Raw genomic sequence first — 19,334 nt, forward strand, 5'->3', positions numbered from 1 at the left:
AGCCGGAGGGTGAAACTCCCTCCGGCTACCCGACCTTCGTGTTGTTGCTTGCCGCTCGGTGCGGGAGCGCCGATTCCCCACGCGACGGTGTCCCTGCCGGACTTGCGCTGGATCATTCTTTCGAGTGATGACATGTGTTCGAATGTTGGTAATCTTGGTGTGTGGACAGCGAAGCGGTGTGGAAAGCGGATGCGGTGGCCCTGGCCGACCGCATCTCCGCGCTGCTCACTGTTGTGCGGTCTGCTGAGGCCGAGATCGGTTCTCTGCTGGTGGAAATCGAGTCGCGCGGTGTCATGGAGTTGTTCGGCTACCGTTCTGCGGCAAGACTCTTCGAGCACCTCGCCGACATCCCCAAGGCGGCCGCTGAGGCTGTGGTGAAACGAGCCCGCGCTCTCGCTTCTGGCTGCACCCTCGACGGCACTCCGGTCCCGGCTGTTGCTCCCGCCACCGGTCTTGCTGCCTCGGATGGCCGGTTGAGCAGCCCGATGATCGACACGATCGTCGGGGTGATGACCCAGATCCCACCCGAGCACCGCGACGAGGCCGAGCAGCACCTGCTCACGTTCGCCTCCGAGGCCGGCCACAAGCAAGTCGCCGCTCTCGGCGCCCGCATCGTGGCCCACCTGGATCCCGACGGGGCCGAACCCGACGAGACCGAACCAGCCACACCCAGCCGCGAACTGTCGTTGCGCCGCAAGAGAACCGGGTTCTGGGAACTGAACGGCCGTTTCGACGACGAAACCGGCGCACGCGCCAGCGCCCTGCTGGACTCCCTGGCCCAACGCCGCACGACCGACGAAGGCCCAGACTTGCGTTCCCCACTGGAACGCTACGGCGACGCATTCTCCGACGCGATCGACCTGGCCCTCAACTCCCCAGAGTTGCCGATGCAGGCCGGCGAACGAGCCCACGTGATGATCGCGATGTCGCTGGCGGACTTGAAGTCCGGCCTCGCCACAACAATCCTCGGCAGCACCATGCCCAAGCCTGCTACCGGCCCGGCCACCTTCGCCGATACCGGCACCATGCCCAAGGCCGGCATCGGCACGGCAACCCTCGGCGCCATGTCCGCTGCCGGTCAGGCCACATTCGGCGAATCCGGCGCTATGCCCAAAGCCGCGTCCGGCCGAGCCATGCCCGGCAACACCGGCACCGCACCCAAGGCCGGTGCTGGTCCAGCCATCCCCGGCAGAACCGGCACCGCCCCCAAGCCCGGCGCCGGCCGAGCCACTCTCGGCGACCTCGGCACCATCTCCGCAGCCGAAGCCCGAATCCACGCCTGCGACTGCATGCTCATCCCCGCAGTCCTCGGCACCAACAGCGAACCCCTCGACCTCGGCCGCCAACGACGCCTGATCTCCACCCCACTCCGCCGAGCCCTCTACCTCCGCGACCGCGGCTGCGCCTTCCCCGGCTGCCACCGCCCACCCCGACACTGTCACGGCCACCACGTCCGGCATTGGGCCGACGGCGGCCCGACCGAGCTGGGCAACCTGGTGCTGATGTGCGCCCACCACCACCGACTCCTGCACCGCTCCGGCTGGCAGGTCCGCATCGCCACCGACGGCCTACCCGAATTCCTCCCACCGACATTCCTCGACAAACGCCGAAAACCCAGGCGCAACAACCTCCACCAACCACTGCCATTCGCAGCATGAACGGGGTAGGCCCGCAGCCAACCGGCTACGGGCCTACCCCCACACCGCGAGTCGCAATGGCCAGCGTTCGAACCCAGCCGAGAGCTCACGGCTCAGGAGCGAGAACCGAAGCACCCCAACGAAGCAGCTCTCACCCGGCCGTGATCCAGCCTGAACCGCAGGTGCACCAGGCAATCCCCGGGCGCCCCAGGGCTAACCGTGCAGCAGCACCCCGGACGCACGCTCGCGCTCGAAGAAGAACTCCGGCCACAACAGACCATCCGGGGGCGCGTCGACCGCCACAGCCCGTCGGCGTAGCTCGTTCAGGAACTCCGTGTCCAGGACCGCGCGGGCCGACAACGGCTCCCGCAGGAGGAGATCCGCCGGGCCCTGGTACAGATAGGCGTCCACTCCCGGATACCCGCGCGTGCCCGGCGGGTATTCGCGGTTCGTCGGGAAGTATGCCGTGTCGAGTGCGCCCAGCCAGGAACCCTGGATCGGGGTCAGGGACGGCCACGAGCCCAAGCCCTTTTCGAGCCGCGCGTTGTCCGAAGTGAACCCGTAGTGGTCCGCGATCACGTAGGCCGCGCCAGGATACTCGCGCTCCAGTTGTGCGACCGCTGCGCTGCCGCCGTCGTGCTTCAAGTGTCCCAGGCCGAACAGCATCAGGACCTTGCGGTGCTTCTGCAAGGACTGCGTCTTCACCACGGACACGATCGACGCGTCCCGGTCGTGGAACGGCTCCAGGTCCGACGGCGTGTGGACGCGGCTCCAGTCGATCGGTGGGTCGCAAGCCAGCACGCGGATCTTCCGTGCGGCCGGCAGCGTCGTGTTGACCTGCCGCACCAGGGCGAAAAGCTGTTCGTAGAACAACGAAAACCCGCAGCTCGGCTGCGTCGTGTCCCGCCAGACGTGGCTGACGTCCGCGACGTCGCCGCCGCTGATGTAGGCGTCCAGGAGTGGCTGGTAGAGGGAGTTCCCGCACTCGACCGCGATGTCGTTCACCTTGCCGGGGAAACGCGGGTCCCGCACGAGGTCGAACACGAACGGCCCGGGGTCCGGGCTGGACTTCGCGACGATCGAGTGGGTGTCGTAGGCGGCGAGGAGGGCGCCGATGGGATCGGACGGCGGCCGGGGCTGGCCCGCGTCGGCGGGTGTGGCCACCACTGTGGCGGCCGTGAGCACGGCCAGGACGGTTTTGAACAAGCGCATGACAGCTCCCCAGGACGAATACCTGCTGTCTTACGACAGTAGGACAACTCGGCCAGCATCCAGCTCCGCCCGGGTCGCTGTCAAGGCCGGGTCAGTGCCGGAACGCCTCCGCGAGCCACCAGGAACCGCCGTCGTCGGCGATCTTCGCGTCGATGACCAGCGGCTCGCCGCGCGGACCCGCGAGCCACTCACGCACCGCGAAAAGGTCTTCGGCGGACCGGACCGTCACCCCCGCGCAGCCGAAGCCGCGGCCGATCGCGGCGAGGTCGGAGTCGGGGAAGCGGACCGTGGTCATGTCGGCGTCGCCGAAGTGGTGGATCTCCGCGCCGTACGCCGCGTCGTTGTAGACGATCACCACCAGCGGCAGACCTAGCCGGACCGCGGTGTCCAATTCGGACAGTGCCATGTGGAACCCGCCGTCGCCCGTGCCCAGCACCGGCAGCCGGTCCGGGCGGGCGAGTGCCGCGCCGATCGCCGTGCCCAGGCCCAGCCCGATGCTCTGGAACGCCTGGGTGAAGCAGAATCCCTGCTCGTCGGGCACCGACAGGTAGGCACTCGGGTAGCCCATGAAGTTGCCGGAGTCGATCGAGACGATCCGCTCGGCCGGCAGCAGCTCGTCGAGCAGCTTGCTCAGCGTGCGCGGGTCGATCCGGCCCTCGCGGGAGAGGTCCTCGTGCTCGACGTCGGTCCAGCGGCCGGCCGCGATCCGGGCGGCGACCTCTTCGGTGCGGTAGCCGACCGCCTTGTGGTCACCCAGCTCGCTCAGCACGTCTTCCGCGGTGCACCCGGCGTCGCCGACGACGCCGAGGTCGATCGGCCGGTGCGCGCCGAGGGCGCTCTGCTCGAGGTCGACCTGGACGAGGTCCGCGTGCGGGCCGATCAGCTTGCCGTGGCGGGTGGTCCACATGTTCAGCGCGCACCCCCACCCGACGACGAGGTCGGCGCCCACGATCAGCTCGGCGGCCGTCGGCGACGCGAACCCGCCCGAGATGCCCAGCGCGAACGGATCGCCGTGGAAGAGCCCGTGCGCGACGGCGGAGGTGGCCAGCAGCGCACCGGACCGCGCGGCCAGCTCCCGCAGCGGCTCCCGGCTCCCGCGGGCACCCCGGCCGGCGATGAACACCGGCCGTTCGGCGGCGATCAGCAGGTCCGCCAGGTCGGCGGCCACGCCGATGTCCGGCCGCATCGGAGCCGGCCCCTCGATCGAAGGCAGCGACGGCGCTTCCGATGGCGCGGGCTCGGCCTGGACGTCCAGCGGCAGGTTCAGCACGACCGTCCGGCGCTGCTGCCACGCGGTCCGGAAGGCCCGCACGGTGTCGGCGACCGCGCTCGCCGCCGAGTGCACGCGCTCCGGCACCGCGCCGACCGCGGCGGCCAGCCCGTCCTGGTCGATGCGGAAGTTCGACAGCACCGACGCGGCGGCCGAGTCGGCGGTGAGCACGACCATCGGCGTCCGGCTCTTGGCCGCCTCGGTGATCCCGGTGACGGCGTTCGTCAGCCCGCAGCCCTGGTGCAGCGAGAGCACCGAGACCTCGCCGCTCATCCGTGCGTAGGCGTCGGCCATGCTCGCCGCGCCGCCCTCGTGACGGGCGGCGACGAACCGGACGCCGCCCGCGCGCAGCGCGTTCGTCACCTCGAAGTTGCCGCTGCCCACCACCCCGAACGCCGTCCCGACCCCGAGGCCGGCTAGCGTGCGGCCGACGAGTTCGGCGACGTTCACCGCTCCACCAGGGCGAGCACACGCGCCGGGCTGCCGGACCCGCCGACGATCGGCAGCGGCGAGACCACCAGCAGCGTCCCCGTCGGCGGCAACGCGGCGAGGTTCTGCAACTGCGTCAGGCCGTGCTTCCCGGCGCCCAGCAGGAGTTCGTGGCACGGGAACATCGGGTCGAAGCCGGGCGCCTGGCCCGCGTCGGTGCCGACGGTCTCGACCCCGAGCCCGGTGATCGGGGTTTCCCCGGCGAGCCACCGCGCGCACTCGGGCGAGACGCCGGGGGCGTGCGACCCGGCCTCGTCGGCGTTGAGGAACCGCTCCTGGTCGTCGCTGCGCGCGTCCCAGCCGGTGCGGTAGAGCAGCCAGCCGCCGTCGGGCAGCGGGCCGTGCTCCGCCGTCCAGGCGCGGACGTCGTCGATCGACAGGAGGAAGTCCGGGTCCTCGGCCGCCTTGGCCGAGAAGTCCAGCACGACCGCGGGCGCGACCAGGGTCTTCAGCGGTACCTGCGAGACGTCGTGACCATCCTTTCCGGACACCCAGTGGACGGGGGCGTCGAGGTGGGTGCCGGTGTGCTCGCCGGTGTGGATGTCGTTCCAGTACCACCGCGGGCCGCGCTCGTCGTAACGGCTGATCTCCTCCAGCCGGAACGGGATGGTGTTGGCGAACGGTTCCGGCAGCCGCAGGATCGGCGTGCTCGCGCTCAGCGGAGCGGTGAGGTCGACGATCTCGATCGTCCCCCCGGCGATCGCCTTGCTCAGCCCGTCCAACAACGACATGCCTGCCTCCCGGTGCCGGTGTGCGTCTCGATCGAGACCTTATGCCCGGCGGGCGTTCCTTGACAGCGGCGCGTTCCCGGGTGTTGTCTTAATGTCGTAAGACAATAGGAAGGTGCCGGGTGATCGAGTTCGTCCTGGACGGCCGCTCGCGGGTCGCCACGTACATGCAGCTCGTCGTCCAGGTGAAGCAGGCGCTGCGGGTCGGCCTGCTGCGCCCGGGCGACCGCCTGCCGAAGGTGCGGGATGTGGCCCAAGCGCTGGCGATCAACCCGAACACCGTGCTCAAGGCCTACCGCGAGCTGGTCCTGGAGGGACTCGCGGAAGGCCGGCCGGGGGTGGGCACGTTCGTCACCGGCAGCCTGGCCGGGCCGTCGCTGGGCAGCCAGGGTCAGCTGCGCGACGAGCTGGTGGCCTGGCTGGAGCGCGCCGAAGCCGCGGGGATGTCGGCCGACGACATCGCCGCCCTGATCGAGACCACGTTGCGCGGCACCCCGGTGCCCCGCGACCTTGCGTAGGGAGTTCCGGAGATGGAGCTGGCCGTGCAGGCCCGGGCGCTGGGCAAGCGCTACGGGCGCACCTGGGCGTTGCAGGACTGCGTGCTGGAGGTGCCCGCCGGGCGGATCGCCGCGCTGGTGGGCCCGAACGGCGCGGGCAAGACGACCTTGCTGCACCTGGCCGTCGGGCTGCTACGGCCCGACGCGGGGGAGGTGCGCGTGTTCGGCCGCGACCCGCGGTCCATGCTCCCCGAAGTCGGGTTCGTCGCGCAGGACACCCCGCTGTACCGGGACTTCACCGCGGCGGAGCACGTCATCATGGGCGGCAAGCTGAACCGCCACCGCTGGGACGCCGCGCTGGCCCGCGAACGGCTGGCCAAGCTCGGCATCCCGCCGGGCCGGCCGGTGGGCAAGCTGTCCGGCGGGCAGCGGGCGCAGGTCGCGCTGGCGCTGGCCCTGGCCAAGCGCCCCCGGCTGCTCCTGCTCGACGAGCCCATCGCGAGCCTGGACCCGTTGGCGCGCCGCGAGTTCATGCAGGCGCTGATGGGCGCGGTGGCCGACAGCGAGACGACCGTCCTGCTGTCCTCGCACCTGCTCGCCGACCTCGAACGCAGCTGCGACTACCTGATCGTCCTGCAGCGGTCCCGCGTCCAGCTGACCGGCGCGGTCGACGAGCTGCTCGAGTCGCACCGCACGCTCGTCGGCCCGCGGGCCGGCAGCGAGTCCATCGCCGGTGTCGCGAAGGTGGTCCGCGCGAGCCACACCGAACGCCAGTCGACCCTGCTCGTCCGCCGCGACGGCGGACCGGTGGATCCGATGTGGACGGAGCACGAAGTGACCTTGGAGGACCTGGTGCTCGCGCACCTCGCCGAAGCGGAGACCCGCGTCGCCGCGACCGAATGGGGGGTGCCGGCATGATCTGGCTGACCTGGCGCCAGCACCGCAAGCAGGCGCTGTTCACGCTCGGCGCCCTGGTCGCGCTCGCCGCGATCATGGTGCCGACGGGCCTGGCGATGCACACGAAGTTCGACGACCTCGGCCTGCCCGCCTGCCGGGCCGCGCTCGGCAGCGCGTCGATGATCACCCAGACCGAGGAGGTGAGCCGCTGCGCCGGCCTCGGCCACCAGTTCGAGCAGCAGTTCGGCGGCATGGTGTTCGTCGCGGTGCTGTTCGTGGTCCTGCCGGTGCTGGTCGGCGTGTTCTTCGGCGCGCCGCTGGTCGCCCGCGAGGTCGAGCAGGGCACCCACCGTCTCGTGTGGACGCAGGGCGTCAGCCGCCTGCACTGGGCTCTGGTGAAGTTCGGCCTGGTCGGCGGGATCACCGTGGTGCTGGCAATCGTGTACGCGCTGGGCGTCTCGTGGTGGTTCGAGCCGCTGGTCACCGCGAGCACCGGGCGGCTGGGGTACTTCTCGTTCGACGTCCAGGGAGTCGTGCCGATCGCGTACACGCTGTTCGCGCTGGCGCTGGGTGTTTTCGCGGGGACGTACTGGCGCAAGGTGCTGCCCGCCATGGGGATCGCGCTGGTCGGCTTCGCGGCGATCCGCGTCGCGATCGAGGTACTGGCCCGGCCGCGCTACCTGCCCGCGCGGACGCTGACGTTCTTCCCGGACGGCAACCAGACGCCGAACACGGCCTCGGGCGACTGGGTGCTTTCCCAAGGCGTCCGCAACGCGGCCGGGGAGATGGTGCTGCCGAACTCCGAGATCGGCCCGTGCGGTTCCGGCGGCTGCGGGCAGAGCGAGGCCGGTGCCGGTGCGTACAACTGGCTGCAGTACCAGCCGGGCGACCGGTTCTGGACGTTCCAGGGCATCGAGACGGGGATCTTCGCGGTGCTGACGGCGGCGCTGGTGTACTTCGCGCTCCGCCGGCTGCGCACGCTCGCCTGACCGCGGCCGTTTCCCACCGGGCATCCCGCCGGGTGGTGAGTTGCCCACGGCGGCCTGGCGCTCCTGCGGCCGTTCGGGTGGTCTGCCAGGGGAAGCGGGCTAACCGGGCCCGGACCGTCGGTGCGCCGCCGTAAGGTCGCTCACGGTGAGGGAGCACAACGGAGAGATTTCCGCTGGGCGCGCGGGGGATTCGGAACCGTGGCGGGTGTGCTTGCTGGACTCGTCGGGCCGGGCACTGGGTGCCGGCATGCTGCTGGGCGAATCCACGGTCCTGACCTGCGCGCACGTCGTGCAGGCCGCCGGTGAGGAAGCGCTTGCGCCGCTGGGTGGCCCGGTCCCGCAGCTCGTGGTCCGGTTCGTCGGCCTGCCCGGGACACCGGAGGCGTACGCCGGCGTCCGGCCCGGGTGCTGGGTGCCGCCGCTGCCCGACGGCCGCGGGGACGTCGCGCTGCTGGAGCTGAGCGAAGCGTTCCCCGGCGTGCCGGGTGCGCCGCTCGTGCGCCTGGGTGCCGTCCGCGACCGGGTCGTCCACACCTACGGTTTCCCGGCACCGCACCAGCACGGCGTGTGGGTGAACGATGCCGAGCTGGCCGGCCCGGCCGGGGCGGGCAGCGAGTGGATCCAGCTGAACTCGAAGCCGCCGGGGGAACGCGTCCGCCGCGGGTTCAGCGGCGCCGGGGTGATCGACAAGGCCACCGACGCGGTGCTCGGCATGGTGGTCACCGAATACACCGACGAACGGCTCGGGCTCGCCTACTTGATCCCCGTCGAGACGATCGTCCGGCACGTCCCGGAGGTCGCCCGGTGGGTGGGCGAGCCGCCGCGGCCGCCGTCCGGTCCGCTGGTCGTCGTCATCGGCGACCGCGACTCGGCGGTGGTCCGGGACTTCCTGACCGAGGTCCGGCGCGAACGCCGCGGCGCGCGGCCGGGCCGGGGCGACCGGCTCGCCGCGATCGTCGACGCCACCGGCAAGACCGCCGACGAAGTGGCCGAGAACGTCAGCGCCGGCATCAGCACCGAGGAGGTCACCACGGTGCTCGCGACCAACCCGGAGGACGTCGCCGTGGCGGTGGCCGGGGTCGACGCCGCCCGCGCGCCGGAGGACGTCCTGACCGGCGCGGTCAAACCGCTGATGGACAAGGGGGCAACTGTGCTCGTCCAGTTCAGCGGGCCGGACTCGCCCGGCGTGCACCTGGCCCGCCGCTGGGAGAGCGAGCGGAACGCGCGGCGGCTGGAGCGGCTGGCGCTGCTGGTCGAGATGGTGGAGCACGAGGAGGAGCGGACGCGGGAGCGGGCTGCCCAGGTCGGCACGCGCGCACACCCCGCGGCCGAGGTGCCGGGCCCCGCCGCGGACCTGCGCCTGCGGCTGGCCGCACTGCGTTCGGCGGGCGAGCGCATCGACCCGGGCCGCGTCCGGCGCGCGCTGACGGTGACCGAGCGCGACGCCGAAGCGGCCCGCCGGGGGCTCATCCGCCTGCACGCCGACCTCGACGCGCACGCCGCCCGCCACGACGAACTGCGCGGACGCCTGCGCGGCTACAACGCGAAGGCGACCGACGCGGGCTTGATGGAGGACGAGGAGCTGGCCGAGTTGTACCGCCCGGCGATGGCGGCGCTCATGGAGGTGCCCGGCGACCTGGAGGCCGCCGCGGACCTGGTCGAACGCTACGTGCGCGCGGTGCGGCACCGGTTGGCGGGCTCATGAGGGCCGGGGATTTCTCGAAGGCTCGGCACACCCGGGGGGAGTGCGCATGACCGCCGAACCGGTGTGGTGTCACGGGCAGCCCGTCGGGCCGACGGGGTTCTGCGAAGTGTGCGGCCACCGCCGGGTGCCGGTCGAGGCTCCGGCCGTCGCGTTGAGCACGCCCGCGCCGGAGAGCACCCGGCGCAGTGTCGAGCTCTGGGGCGGTGAGGCCGACTTCCAGTCGCTGCCCGCCGTCGAGGTGCCGGATCCCGGGAAGCTCGTCCTCGCCGACCCGGACTACCCCGAGCAGCACCGGTTCTGCGGCCGCTGCGGGGAACCCGTGGGCCGCGCGTACGCCGGCGAACCCGGGTTCGCCGAGGGGTTCTGCGAGGGCGAGAACTGCGGAGAGCCGTTCTCCTTCCTGCCCAAGCTTTCGCGCGAGGAGCGCGTCGGCGACCGCTACGAGGTCCTCGGCTGCTTCGCCCGCGGTGGGCTCGGCTGGGTGTACCTGGCCGCGGACACCGCGCTCGCCGGCCAGCACGTCGTGCTCAAGGGCGTGATCAACAGCGAGAGCGCGATGCTGCGCGCGCTCGCACGGATCGAGCGGGACGTGCTCATCCGGCTCGACCACCCGAACATCGTGCGGATCAGCGACTTCGTCGAACACACCCAGCCCGCCGGTGGCGAGCCGGACACCTACCTGGTGATGGAGTACGTCGGCGGCCGGTCGTTGCGCGACCTCCTCGTCAAGGGCCCGCCGCCGCGCGTGGAGCACGTCATCGTCTACGGCCGGGCCATCCTCGGCGCGCTCGACTACCTCCACGGCGAAGGCCTGCTGTACTGCGACATGAAGCCGGAGAACGTGATCCACGGCGACAAGCGCGTCAAGGTCATCGACCTCGGCGCGGCCCGCGCGATCGACGACCCGGCCACTCCGAGCGTCGGGACCGAGGGGTTCCAGGCGCCGGCGCACGAGCTCACCCGGCACGGCCTGACCGTCCGGTCCGACCTGCACACCGTGGGCCGGACGCTGCAGGTGCTGCTGGACGGCGCGAGCGAGGACGCCGACCCGGATCGCGTCGCCGGCGGCCTCGACTCCCTGCGCCGGGTCCTCGAGCGCGCGGTCGCGCCGTTCGAACGACGGTTCGCCACCGCGTCCGAGATGGCCGAGCAGCTCGACGGCGTGCGCCGGGAAATCCTTTCGCTGCGCGACGAACGGCCGCGCCCGGCGCCGTCGGCGCTGTTCGAGGACACCGCGGAACTGCTCGACGACGGGCTCGGCGCGGTGCCCGGCCTCGATCGCTGGGTCACCGCCGCACCCGGCGGCGAAGAGCTCGACCCCGGGCTGCCGGGCGCCGCCGACGGGGCCGGCCGGCTGCCGATCCCGCGGGTCGCGCCGGAGGACCCGGCGGCGGAGTTCATCGCCGCCGCGGGGGCGCCCGGGCCGCACCGCTGGCTGGACAAGCTCGCCCTGTTCGGCGAACGGTCCGTCGAGATCGAGTTCGCCCGGACCCGGGCGCACGTCGCGGTGGGCGACTCCGACCGCGCGGCCGCGGCCTTGTCGGCGGCCGAAGAGCTGCTCGGCGCCGAGGCCGCACGCGACTGGCGGGCGGCCTGGCACCACGGCCTGCTGGCGCTCGTCCGCGGCGACGCCGAGCCGGCCGCGGCGGCGTTCGACCGGGTGCACCGCGCGTGGCCGGGCGAGCTCGCACCGAAGCTCGCGCTCGGCTTCTGCGCCGAACTGCGCGGGGACACCTCGCAGGCCGAGCGCTGCTACCGCTCGGTGTGGCACCGCGACCACGGCCAGGTCAGCGCCGCCTTCGGCCTGGCCAGGAGCTACTTGCGGGATCGGGGCCGCGACGCCGCGGTCGCCCTGCTCGACGCCGTCCCGCCGATCTCCCGCCACTACGACGCCGCCCGGATCGCCGCCGTGCGGATCCGGGTGGCCCGCCTGCCGTCCGGGCCGCCGGGCCGGGACGACCTCGCCGACGCGGCGCGGCGGCTGCCCGAGCTCTACCTCGACGGCGAGTCCCAGGACCGCCTGGAGACGCTCGTCCGCGAAGCCGCGCTGGACGCCCTCGGCGATGGCGCCGAGCCGGGCTGGAACGGCGGTGCCCTGCTCGGCGAGCACGTCACCGACGGCGGGCTGCGCACGCTGCTGGAGCAGTCCCTGCGCCGGCTCGCCGAGCGGGCTCGGGACCGGAACGAGCACGGCGTGCTCGTCGACCTCGCCAACTCCGTCCGCCCGAAGACGAGAAGGTGATCGGATGCCCGAGACCCCGTCGTTCACCCTGCAGCTGAGCCAGAACAAGTACCTGGCCCCCTCGGACGAGCGGATGGACGCCGTCCTCACCGTGCGGGTGGGCGACGCCGGGGCGACCGCGGCGGACGGCCCGCCGCAGACCGCGGAACTGCTGCTGGTGGACTGTTCCAGTTCGATGGACTGGCCGCCCACGAAGATCGAGGCGGCGCGGCACGCCTGCCGGGTCGCCGTCGACTCCCTGCGCGACGGCGTGCTGTTCGGGGTGGTCGAGTGCACCGCGCACGCCGAGCTGGTCTACCCGGCGACCCCGGAGCTGGCCGTCGCTGGCCCACGGACCCGGCACGAGGCGAAGACGGCGGTCTCCGGCCTCATCGCCGGCGGGGGCACCGCGATGAGCCAGTGGCTGGAGCTGGCCCGGGAGCTCTTCGAACGGAACCACCCGGAGATCCGGCACGCCGTGCTGCTCACCGACGGCAAGAACGAGTCCGACCGCATGGGCGCGCTCGACGCCGCGCTCGATCGCTGCCGGGGCGAATTCGCTTGTGACGCCAGGGGAATCGGCGACGACTGGGAGCCGCGGGACCTGCAGCGCATCGCGTCCGTGCTGCGCGGCAGCGCCGATGCGGTGCTGGAGGACGCCGAGCTGGCCGGGGACTTCCGGCGGCTGGTCGAGCAGGCGATGGGCCGGACGGTGCCGGACCTGCGGCTGCGGCTGACCACGATGCCCTACAGCAGGCTGAGGTTCGTCAAGCAGGTGTTCCCGACCGAAGTGGACCTCACCGCGCAGTGCCGGTCCAGCGGCCGGGTGCTCGAGTTGCCCACCGGCGCGTGGGGCGACGAGCAGCGCGAGTACCACCTCTGCCTCGACGTCGAAGCGACCGAGCTGACCCGCCACGAAGACCGGCTGCTGGGCACGGTCACGCTGCTCGAGGGCGCGGAAACCGTGGTGAGCGAACAGCTTCCGGTCGTCGGCTACCTGACCGACGACCTGGCGCTCTCGAGCGTGCCGGACGAGAACGTCGCCCGCATCACCGGGCAGGCCGAGCTGGGCCGGGCGGTCCGCGCGGGCTGGGACGCGTTCGAGCGCGAAGACCGGGCGGAGGCGGCGCGCGAATGGGGCACCGCGTACCGGCTGGCCACCGACCTCGGCAACGCGGAGATCCTCAAGCGCCTGGGCCGCATGATCGACGTCCGCGACGGCGCCGTCGCGATCAAGGAGGGCGTCCGCCCGCGCGACGGGTTCTCGCTCGTGCTCGGGTCGACCATCTCCACCTACACCGCCGAACCCGTCGCCCCGGTGGCCCGCTCCGAGGATGGCGGGGCGCCACGCAAGTGCGTCCACTGTGGACACAAGGCGCGACCCGCGGCGAAACGCTGCGGGCGGTGCGGCGAACCGTTCGAGGATCCGTCGTGAGCGCGACGAGCACCACGCGCAAGACCCTGTGGTGGCTGCGGCTCGGGCTGGTGGCCGGCAGCGCGCTGGTGCTGGTGACCGCGCTGGCGACCTTCCTCGGGGTGCGGGCGAGCATCGCCGAGGTGCGCGAGCGGACCGCGCCGGCCGTGCTCGAGGTGTCGCTGGTCAAGGAAGCGCTCGTGGCCGCCCACGGTGCCGCGGTGACCGCCTTCGAGCGCGACCAGGTACGCCTGACCGGCCCCAGCGAGCAGTACGAGGACGAGATCGCGCTGGCCAGTCAGCAGCTCGCCCAGGTCGCGGAGCACAACGCGGCCGGCGAGCAGGGCAGCCAGACGCTGCAGCTCATCGAAGGGCTGGTGCCCGCGTACAACAGCTTCATCGGGCAGGCCGACGCCCACTTCCGCCAGGACGATGGCGCCCCGCTCGCCGCGAGCAACCTGCAGTCCGCGTCGGACCTGCTGACGGCGCCGGAGAACGGCATCCTCGCGCGTCTCGACAGCCTGGCCGCCGCCCAGCGCGCCGCCCTGGACGAGCAGCTCGGCACCGACTGGCTGGACCCCGCGATCACGCTGCTGTGGGCACTGCCGCTGCTGCTCCTGCTCGCCCTGCTGGTGTGGGCCCAGCGGTTCCTCGCCCGGCGCTTCCGGCGGACGGTGAACTCGGCGCTGTTCGCCGCGACCGCGGCCTTGGTGCTGCTGGGCGCGGGAACGGCGCTGCTGCTCGGGGTCCAGTCCGACGCCCGGGACAGCGGTGCCGTGCTGGAGCAGACGGTGGACGCGCGTTCCGCGGCGACGACGGCCGCCGCGGGCGGGGCCCAGGGGACGCTCGCCAAGGTGCTGGTCGCCTCGTGCCGTGACCGGGGAGCGGACGCCTGCGGTGACACGGTGACCGCGTTCGCCGCGGCGACGGCCTCGCCGCCGGCCGTTCCGTCCGCGGCCCCGGCCGACGTCGACGAGTCGGCGCTGCTGGGCCCGGGGCTCACGGAACCGGGCTGGAACGGCCTGCTCGGCTACGGGATTCCCGTGCTGGCAGCGGGAATCGGGGTGCTGGTCGTGGGCGGCCTGCAACCCCGGCTCGACGAATACCGGTTCCGGGGGGCGAAATGAGCAGGCGCATCGCCGCCGCCGCGCTGGCTGTCGTGCTGGCAGCCGGGGTGCCCGGCTGCTCCGCGGGGTCCGGCGCGGAGATCGTGACCGTGCTCGGCTCGTGGACCGGCGACGAGCAGGCCGCGTTCCAGCGCGTGCTCGACGGGTTCACCCGGGAGACCGGCATCCCGACGAGCTACCAGGGCACCCGTGCGCAGAACCAGGTACTGCGCGGCGACCTGCAGCAGGGCACCCCGCCGGACGTGGCGGTGCTGTCCAACCCGGCCGAGCTCGCCGGGTACGCGAGCTCGGGCGACCTGAAGCCGCTCGACGCCGTCCTCGGCGCGGAGGCGGCCCAGACGTACAGTCCACAGTGGCTCAAGCTGCAGCAGCTCGGGCGCGGCGCGATGTACGCGGTCGCCGTCAAGGCCGACCTGAAGAGCATCGTCTGGTACTCGCCGAAGACGTTCACCGGGCCGGAACCGGCGACGTGGGACCAGCTCCTGACGACGTCGCGGCAGCTCGCCGCGAGCGGGCGGCGGCCGTGGTGCCTCGGCATGGGCGCGCCGCCGAACTCCGGGTTCCCGGGCACGGACTGGATCGAGGACATCCTGCTGCACGGCGCCGGCCCGCAGGTCTACAGCGACTGGGCGGCGGGCGAACTGCCGTGGACCGACCCGGCGATGCGTACCGCGTGGCAGAGCTGGGGCGAGCTGGTGCTGGCGCCGGGCGCGGTCCGCGGCGGCAGCACGGCGGCGTTGCTGACGTCGTTCGCCGACGCCGGCAAGGCGATGTTCGCCGAACCGCCGGGGTGTGTGTGGGAGCACCTGGGTTCGTTCGCGATCGGCGGGTACACCGCGCTCCCGGGGCCGCCGGTGCCCGACCGCGACTTCCGGTTCTTCCCGTTCCCGGGCGCGGGTGGGAGTGGCCCGGCCGAGGTCTCGGCCGACCTCGCGGCGATGTTCCACGACACGCCGGCCGCGCGCAAGCTCATGGTGTACCTGGCGAGCGAGGCGGGCCAGCGGATCTGGCCGTCGGGCGGGACGACCTTCTCGGTGCACCAGCGGCTCGTGGACCAGGGCGTCTACCGCAGCGACGTCACCAAGCGGATCGCGACGACCCTCGCACAGGGGAAGGACCTGTGTTTCGACGCGTCGGACCTGATGCCGTCGGCGATGAGCAGCGCGTTCTACCAGGCGGTGCTGGAGTACCTGGCCCACCCGGACCGGCTGCCGGACCTGCTCGTCCAGTTGGACCGGGTGCGCCTCGGCATCGGCCGGGAGCAGTGGCTGGATTTGCGTTGTTGATTGTTTCTGCTTCAGGAGGATTACTTGCCGGAATTCGTGCGTTTCCCGCTGGCCGACGGCGGATCGGTGCTGGTCGAGATGGAGGTGGAGCCGGGCCTGGAGCGCGCTTCGGCGCCGTCGGGAGTACTCCGCAAGGCAACGACGACGTTCGAGCACGCACTGGGCGAGGTCCGCGCGGCAGCGGGAGCGGCGTTGGCCCAGTTCCGCGGCTTGGGCCCGGACGAGGTGGAGCTCAAGTTCGGCGTGAAGCTGGACGCCCAGGCCGGCGCGGTGATCGCGCGGACGGGGCTGCAGGGGCAGTTCGAGGTGAAGCTGAAGTGGGTGCGCGAGGGGTCCACTGAGGACGGTGCGGAGGAGGAGCCGCCCAAACCGGCGGCGGGCGGCGTTGCCGGACCCGACCCGGCGGGGAGCGGAGCCGACCCGGTCTCGCCGAACGTGCCGTAGCCCGCCCACGTGCGGAGCCGGCCGGCCCCAGCCGCCCCGAAAAGTCCATGAGGGGCACCCCCATGGACTTAAAAGCCATGAGGGTGCCCCTCATGCGCTTTTCGGCCGCTCCGACGAACGGCGGATTTACAACGTTGTATCCACCGAGTAAAACCTACTTTTACAACGTTGTAAAGACGAGCGGAGGCCATCCCGTGTCGCTGAGCCGCAGGCAGTTCGTCACTGGAGCCGGAGTTGCCGCCGCCACCGTGCTGGTCGGTGCCAACGCGAACCAAGCCGAGGCCGCCGCGCTCAGAACGCTCGCCCCCGCGCAAGGCGGCCTCTACACCCCGAACGCCGCTCCGCTGAAGCCCGCCGCCTTCCTGAAACTGCCGCCCGGGGCCGTCACCGCGCGGGGCTGGCTCGCCGGCCAGCTGAAACTGCAGCTCGACGGCCTCTGCGGCCACTACCCCGAGACCTCGCACTTCCTCGACTTCGCCACCAGCGGCTGGGTCCACCCCGAGCGCGCCGGCTGGGAAGAAGTGCCCTACTGGCTGCGCGGCTACGTAGACCTCGCCGCCGTCACCGGGGACGCCACCGCGAAAGCCACCGCCGCCAAGTGGATCGACGCCATCCTCGCCACCCAGCAGTCCGACGGCTTCTTCGGCCCCACCGCCCTGCGCACCGCGCTCAACAGCGGCCCCGACTTCTGGCCGTACCTCCCGCTCCTGCAAGCCCTGCGCTCCTGGCAGGAGTACACCGGCGACACTCGCGTCATCCCGTTCCTCACCCGCTTCCTCCGCTACATGAACGCCCAGGGCAAGAGCGCCTTCGACTCCAGCTGGGTGTCCGTCCGCTGGGGCGACGGCCTCGACAGCGTCTTCTGGCTCTTCAACCGCACCGGCGACACCTTCCTGCTCGACCTCGCCGACAAGATCCACGCCTACGGCGCCAACTGGGTCGGCAACCTGCCCAGCCTGCACAACGTCAACATCGCCCAGGGCTTCCGGGAACCCGCCCAGTACGCCCTGCGCTCCGGCAGTGCGAGCCTGACCCAGGCCACCTACCAGGACTACGACACGGTCATGGCCACCTACGGCCAGTTCGCCGGCGGCGGTTTCGCCGGGGACGAGAACGCGCGGCCCGGCTTCGGGGACCCGCGGCAGGGCTTCGAGACCTGCGGGATCGTCGAGTTCATGGCGAGCCACCAGCTGCTCACCCGGCTGACCGGCGACCCCGTCTGGGCCGACCGCTGCGAAGACCTCGCCTTCAACTCCCTGCCCGCCGCGCTCGACCCGGCCGGGCGCGCCGTCCACTACATCACCAGCGCGAACGGCGTCGACCTCGACAACGTGCCCAAGAGCGAAGGCCAGTTCCAGAACGGCTTCGCGATGCAGGCCTACCTGCCGGGCGTCGACCAGTACCGCTGCTGCCCCCACAACTACGGCATGGGCTGGCCGTACTTCACCGAAGAGCTGTGGCTGGCCACGCCGGACAACGGCCTCGCCGCCGCGTTGTACTCCGCCAGCAGCGTCACGGCGAAGGTCGGCGACGGCACTTCGGTGACCATCACCGAGGACACCACCTACCCGTTTTCCGAGCAGGTCACCTTCACCGTCCGGACGGCGAAGCCGCTCGCGTTCCCGCTGTACTTCCGGGTTCCCGCGTGGTGCGCCGCGCCCCGGCTGGTCGTGGCGGGGGCGACGGTCGCGGCGACGGCCGGGCCGTCGTTCGTCAAGGTCGACCGGACCTGGGGAGGTGGCGACGTCGTCACGCTCACCCTGCCGCAGCGCACGACGACGCGGACCTGGGCGGCGAACCACGACTCCGTCTCGGTCGACCACGGCCCGCTGACCTACTCGCTGAAGATCGGGGAGAGCTACCAGCAGATCGGTGGGAACGCGCAGTTCCCCGAGTACGCGGTGCACGCGACGACGCCCTGGAACTACGGCCTCACCCCCGGCGCGGCGCTGACCTTCTCCGCGGCCGGCGGCGCGCTGCCCGCCAACCCGTTCACGCCGGACACCGCGCCGGTCAAGATCACCGCGCCCGCGCGGAAGATCGCCGAATGGACGGCCGACGACCAGAACGTCGTCACGCCGCTGCAGGCGTCACCGGCACGCAGTGAAGCGGCGGTCGAGACGGTCACGCTGATCCCCATGGGCGCGGCCCGCCTGCGCGTCACGTCGTTCCCGACGGCCGACCCGAACGGCCACCCGTGGTCGCCGGGTGGCGGGGGAGCGGGCTTCCGGATCGTGAACCGCAACTCCGGCAAGGTGCTCGGTGTCGACCAGATGTCCACTGCGGACAGTGCGCGCGTGGTGCAGTTCGCCGACAACGGCACCGACGACCACGTCTGGCACCTCGTCGCGAACGGCGACGGCTGGTACCGGATCCGCAACCACCACTCCGGCAAGGTGCTCGGCGTCGACCAGATGTCCACAGCGGACAGTGCGACGGTCGTGCAGTTCACCGACAACGGCACCGCGGACCACCTCTGGCAGCTCGTCGACAACGGCGACGGCTGGTGGCGGCTGAAGAACCGCAACTCCGGCAAGGTCATCGGGGTCGACGGCATGTCCACCGCGGACAGTGCGCTGGTGGTGCAGTTCGGCGACAGTGGCACGGCGGATCACGTCTGGCGGCTGGTTCCGGACGGCCGGGTGCGGGTCGGGAACCGCAACTCCGGCAAGGTGCTCGGCGTCGACCAGATGTCCACTGCGGACGGCGGGCGGGTGGTGCAGTTCGCCGACAACGGCACCGACGACCACCTCTGGACGTTCGAGGCCGTCGCCGACGGCTGGTTCCTGATCCGCAACGTCCACTCGGGCAAGGTGCTGGGGGTCGACCAGCTGTCCACGGCGGACAGCGCGATCGTCGTCCAGTTCACCGACAACGGGTCGGCTGATCACCTGTGGCGCCTGCGCGACGACGGCAGCGGCTGGTTCCGGATCGTGAACCGCAACTCGGGCAAGGTCCTCGGCGTGGACCGGATGTCCACGGCCGACAGTGCCCAGGTGGTGCAGTTCGGCGACACCGGAACCGCGGACCACCTGTGGCGGCTGCGTTAGCGGTTGGTCCAGTAGACGATGTCGGGCACCACGACCAGCAGTGCCACCGCGAGCCAGTAACGGCCCGCTTTGAGCTGCGGTGCGCGGAAGGCGAACAGGGCGTTCAGGCCGGCCACGACCAGTCCGGCGAGTACCAGTGCGACCAGGCCGAGCCCGATCACGAGGCCCGCGCCGTCGTCGACCACAGTGGGGTCGGGCGTGCCCCAACCGAGCTCCCACGCGAGGACCTGCGTCCCCAGCATCGCGTACGCGACCGGGTAGGCGCACGGGATGGCCAGCAGCAGGTTGAGCGGAACGCCGATCAGCCATACCTGGTGCGGGCGGAGCTGACGACTGGGCACCCGCTCATCATGCCGGAACACCCGGAG

The 19,334-nt window shown here is 72.0% G+C and carries 15 protein-coding genes; 11 read left to right on the forward strand and 4 right to left on the reverse strand.

From position 1 onward, the window contains the following. The first annotated feature begins 161 nt into the window (after positions 1-161). Positions 162-1,658: an HNH endonuclease signature motif containing protein gene (locus QQ657_RS14715; RefSeq protein ID WP_284742678.1), complete on the forward strand. Its 1,497-nt coding sequence runs from the start codon at positions 162-164 to the stop codon at positions 1,656-1,658. A 192-nt stretch (positions 1,659-1,850) separates the two neighbouring features. On the opposite strand, the gene QQ657_RS14720 is transcribed toward QQ657_RS14715, so the two are convergent. The 3 genes from QQ657_RS14720 to QQ657_RS14730 all read right to left on the reverse strand — a co-directional run bounded on the left by QQ657_RS14720 (position 1,851) and on the right by QQ657_RS14730 (position 5,339). Next, positions 1,851-2,849 (reverse strand): hypothetical protein, encoded by a 999-nt coding sequence (locus QQ657_RS14720; protein WP_284742679.1) that lies wholly within the window; start codon positions 2,847-2,849, stop codon positions 1,851-1,853. A 91-nt stretch (positions 2,850-2,940) separates the two neighbouring features. Then, positions 2,941-4,569 carry a thiamine pyrophosphate-binding protein gene (locus QQ657_RS14725; RefSeq protein WP_284742680.1) on the reverse strand — a complete coding sequence of 543 codons (1,629 nt, stop codon included), beginning with the start codon at positions 4,567-4,569 and terminating at the stop codon, positions 2,941-2,943. Beyond that, positions 4,566-5,339: a cyclase family protein gene (locus QQ657_RS14730; protein WP_284742681.1), complete on the reverse strand. Its 774-nt coding sequence runs from the start codon at positions 5,337-5,339 to the stop codon at positions 4,566-4,568. The genes QQ657_RS14725 and QQ657_RS14730 overlap by 4 nt, the downstream gene beginning before the upstream one ends. Positions 5,340-5,458: 119 nt before the next feature. On the opposite strand from QQ657_RS14730, the gene QQ657_RS14735 reads away from it, so the two are divergent. From QQ657_RS14735 to QQ657_RS14780, 10 genes are all read left to right on the forward strand, one after another. Then, on the forward strand, positions 5,459-5,854 hold the full coding sequence (locus tag QQ657_RS14735) for a GntR family transcriptional regulator (RefSeq protein ID WP_284742682.1): 396 nt from the start codon (positions 5,459-5,461) through the stop codon (positions 5,852-5,854). 12 nt (positions 5,855-5,866) lie between these two features. Further along, positions 5,867-6,751, forward strand: coding sequence for an ABC transporter ATP-binding protein (locus QQ657_RS14740; RefSeq protein WP_284742683.1), 885 nt, complete (start codon positions 5,867-5,869; stop codon positions 6,749-6,751). Then, positions 6,748-7,719, forward strand: coding sequence for an ABC transporter permease (locus QQ657_RS14745; RefSeq protein ID WP_284742684.1), 972 nt, complete (start codon positions 6,748-6,750; stop codon positions 7,717-7,719). The genes QQ657_RS14740 and QQ657_RS14745 overlap by 4 nt, the downstream gene beginning before the upstream one ends. Before the next feature lie 247 nt (positions 7,720-7,966). Further along, complete coding sequence (locus QQ657_RS14750) at positions 7,967-9,424, forward strand: S1 family serine peptidase (protein ID WP_284742685.1); 1,458 nt, start codon at positions 7,967-7,969, stop codon at positions 9,422-9,424. A 46-nt stretch (positions 9,425-9,470) separates the two neighbouring features. After that, on the forward strand, positions 9,471-11,666 hold the full coding sequence (locus QQ657_RS14755; RefSeq protein WP_284742686.1) for a serine/threonine-protein kinase: 2,196 nt from the start codon (positions 9,471-9,473) through the stop codon (positions 11,664-11,666). 4 nt (positions 11,667-11,670) lie between these two features. Continuing rightward, on the forward strand, positions 11,671-13,080 hold the full coding sequence (locus QQ657_RS14760) for a vWA domain-containing protein (protein ID WP_284742687.1): 1,410 nt from the start codon (positions 11,671-11,673) through the stop codon (positions 13,078-13,080). Then, on the forward strand, positions 13,077-14,186 hold the full coding sequence (locus tag QQ657_RS14765) for a GlnX family signal transduction membrane protein (protein WP_284742688.1): 1,110 nt from the start codon (positions 13,077-13,079) through the stop codon (positions 14,184-14,186). Before QQ657_RS14760 ends, QQ657_RS14765 begins: the two co-directional genes overlap by 4 nt. Further along, the gene (locus QQ657_RS14770) at positions 14,183-15,472 is read left to right on the forward strand and encodes an ABC transporter substrate-binding protein (RefSeq protein ID WP_284742689.1); all 1,290 of its coding nucleotides are present in this window, start codon (positions 14,183-14,185) and stop codon (positions 15,470-15,472) included. The genes QQ657_RS14765 and QQ657_RS14770 overlap by 4 nt, the downstream gene beginning before the upstream one ends. A 24-nt stretch (positions 15,473-15,496) precedes the next feature. Then, entirely contained in the window at positions 15,497-15,916 is a 420-nt protein-coding gene (locus QQ657_RS14775) for a CU044_2847 family protein (RefSeq protein WP_284742690.1), read from the forward strand. 194 nt (positions 15,917-16,110) lie between these two features. Next, entirely contained in the window at positions 16,111-18,966 is a 2,856-nt protein-coding gene (locus tag QQ657_RS14780) for an RICIN domain-containing protein (protein ID WP_284742691.1), read from the forward strand. Here QQ657_RS14780 and QQ657_RS14785 read toward each other — a convergent pair. Next, the gene (locus QQ657_RS14785; RefSeq protein WP_284742692.1) at positions 18,963-19,307 is read right to left on the reverse strand and encodes a hypothetical protein; all 345 of its coding nucleotides are present in this window, start codon (positions 19,305-19,307) and stop codon (positions 18,963-18,965) included. The two genes, QQ657_RS14780 and QQ657_RS14785, sit on opposite strands and share 4 nt — an antisense overlap. Positions 19,308-19,334: the final 27 nt, after the last annotated feature.

Source organism: Amycolatopsis ponsaeliensis (genome assembly GCF_030182635.1).
GTDB classification, from domain to species: domain Bacteria; phylum Actinomycetota; class Actinomycetes; order Mycobacteriales; family Pseudonocardiaceae; genus Amycolatopsis; species Amycolatopsis ponsaeliensis.

What these genes read in the sequence shown, in the direction of transcription:
- QQ657_RS14760 (WP_284742687.1), top strand. Translation starts at nt 11,671, where the DNA reads ATGCCCGAGACCCCGTCGTTCACCCTGCAGCTGAGCCAGAACAAGTAC.
- QQ657_RS14770 (WP_284742689.1), top strand. Translation starts at nt 14,183, where the DNA reads ATGAGCAGGCGCATCGCCGCCGCCGCGCTGGCTGTCGTGCTGGCAGCC.
- QQ657_RS14750 (WP_284742685.1), top strand. Translation starts at nt 7,967, where the DNA reads ATGCTGCTGGGCGAATCCACGGTCCTGACCTGCGCGCACGTCGTGCAG.
- QQ657_RS14755 (WP_284742686.1), top strand. Translation starts at nt 9,471, where the DNA reads ATGACCGCCGAACCGGTGTGGTGTCACGGGCAGCCCGTCGGGCCGACG.
- QQ657_RS14730 (WP_284742681.1), bottom strand. Translation starts at nt 5,339, where the DNA reads ATGTCGTTGTTGGACGGGCTGAGCAAGGCGATCGCCGGGGGGACGATC.
- QQ657_RS14720 (WP_284742679.1), bottom strand. Translation starts at nt 2,849, where the DNA reads ATGCGCTTGTTCAAAACCGTCCTGGCCGTGCTCACGGCCGCCACAGTG.
- QQ657_RS14745 (WP_284742684.1), top strand. Translation starts at nt 6,748, where the DNA reads ATGATCTGGCTGACCTGGCGCCAGCACCGCAAGCAGGCGCTGTTCACG.
- QQ657_RS14740 (WP_284742683.1), top strand. Translation starts at nt 5,867, where the DNA reads ATGGAGCTGGCCGTGCAGGCCCGGGCGCTGGGCAAGCGCTACGGGCGC.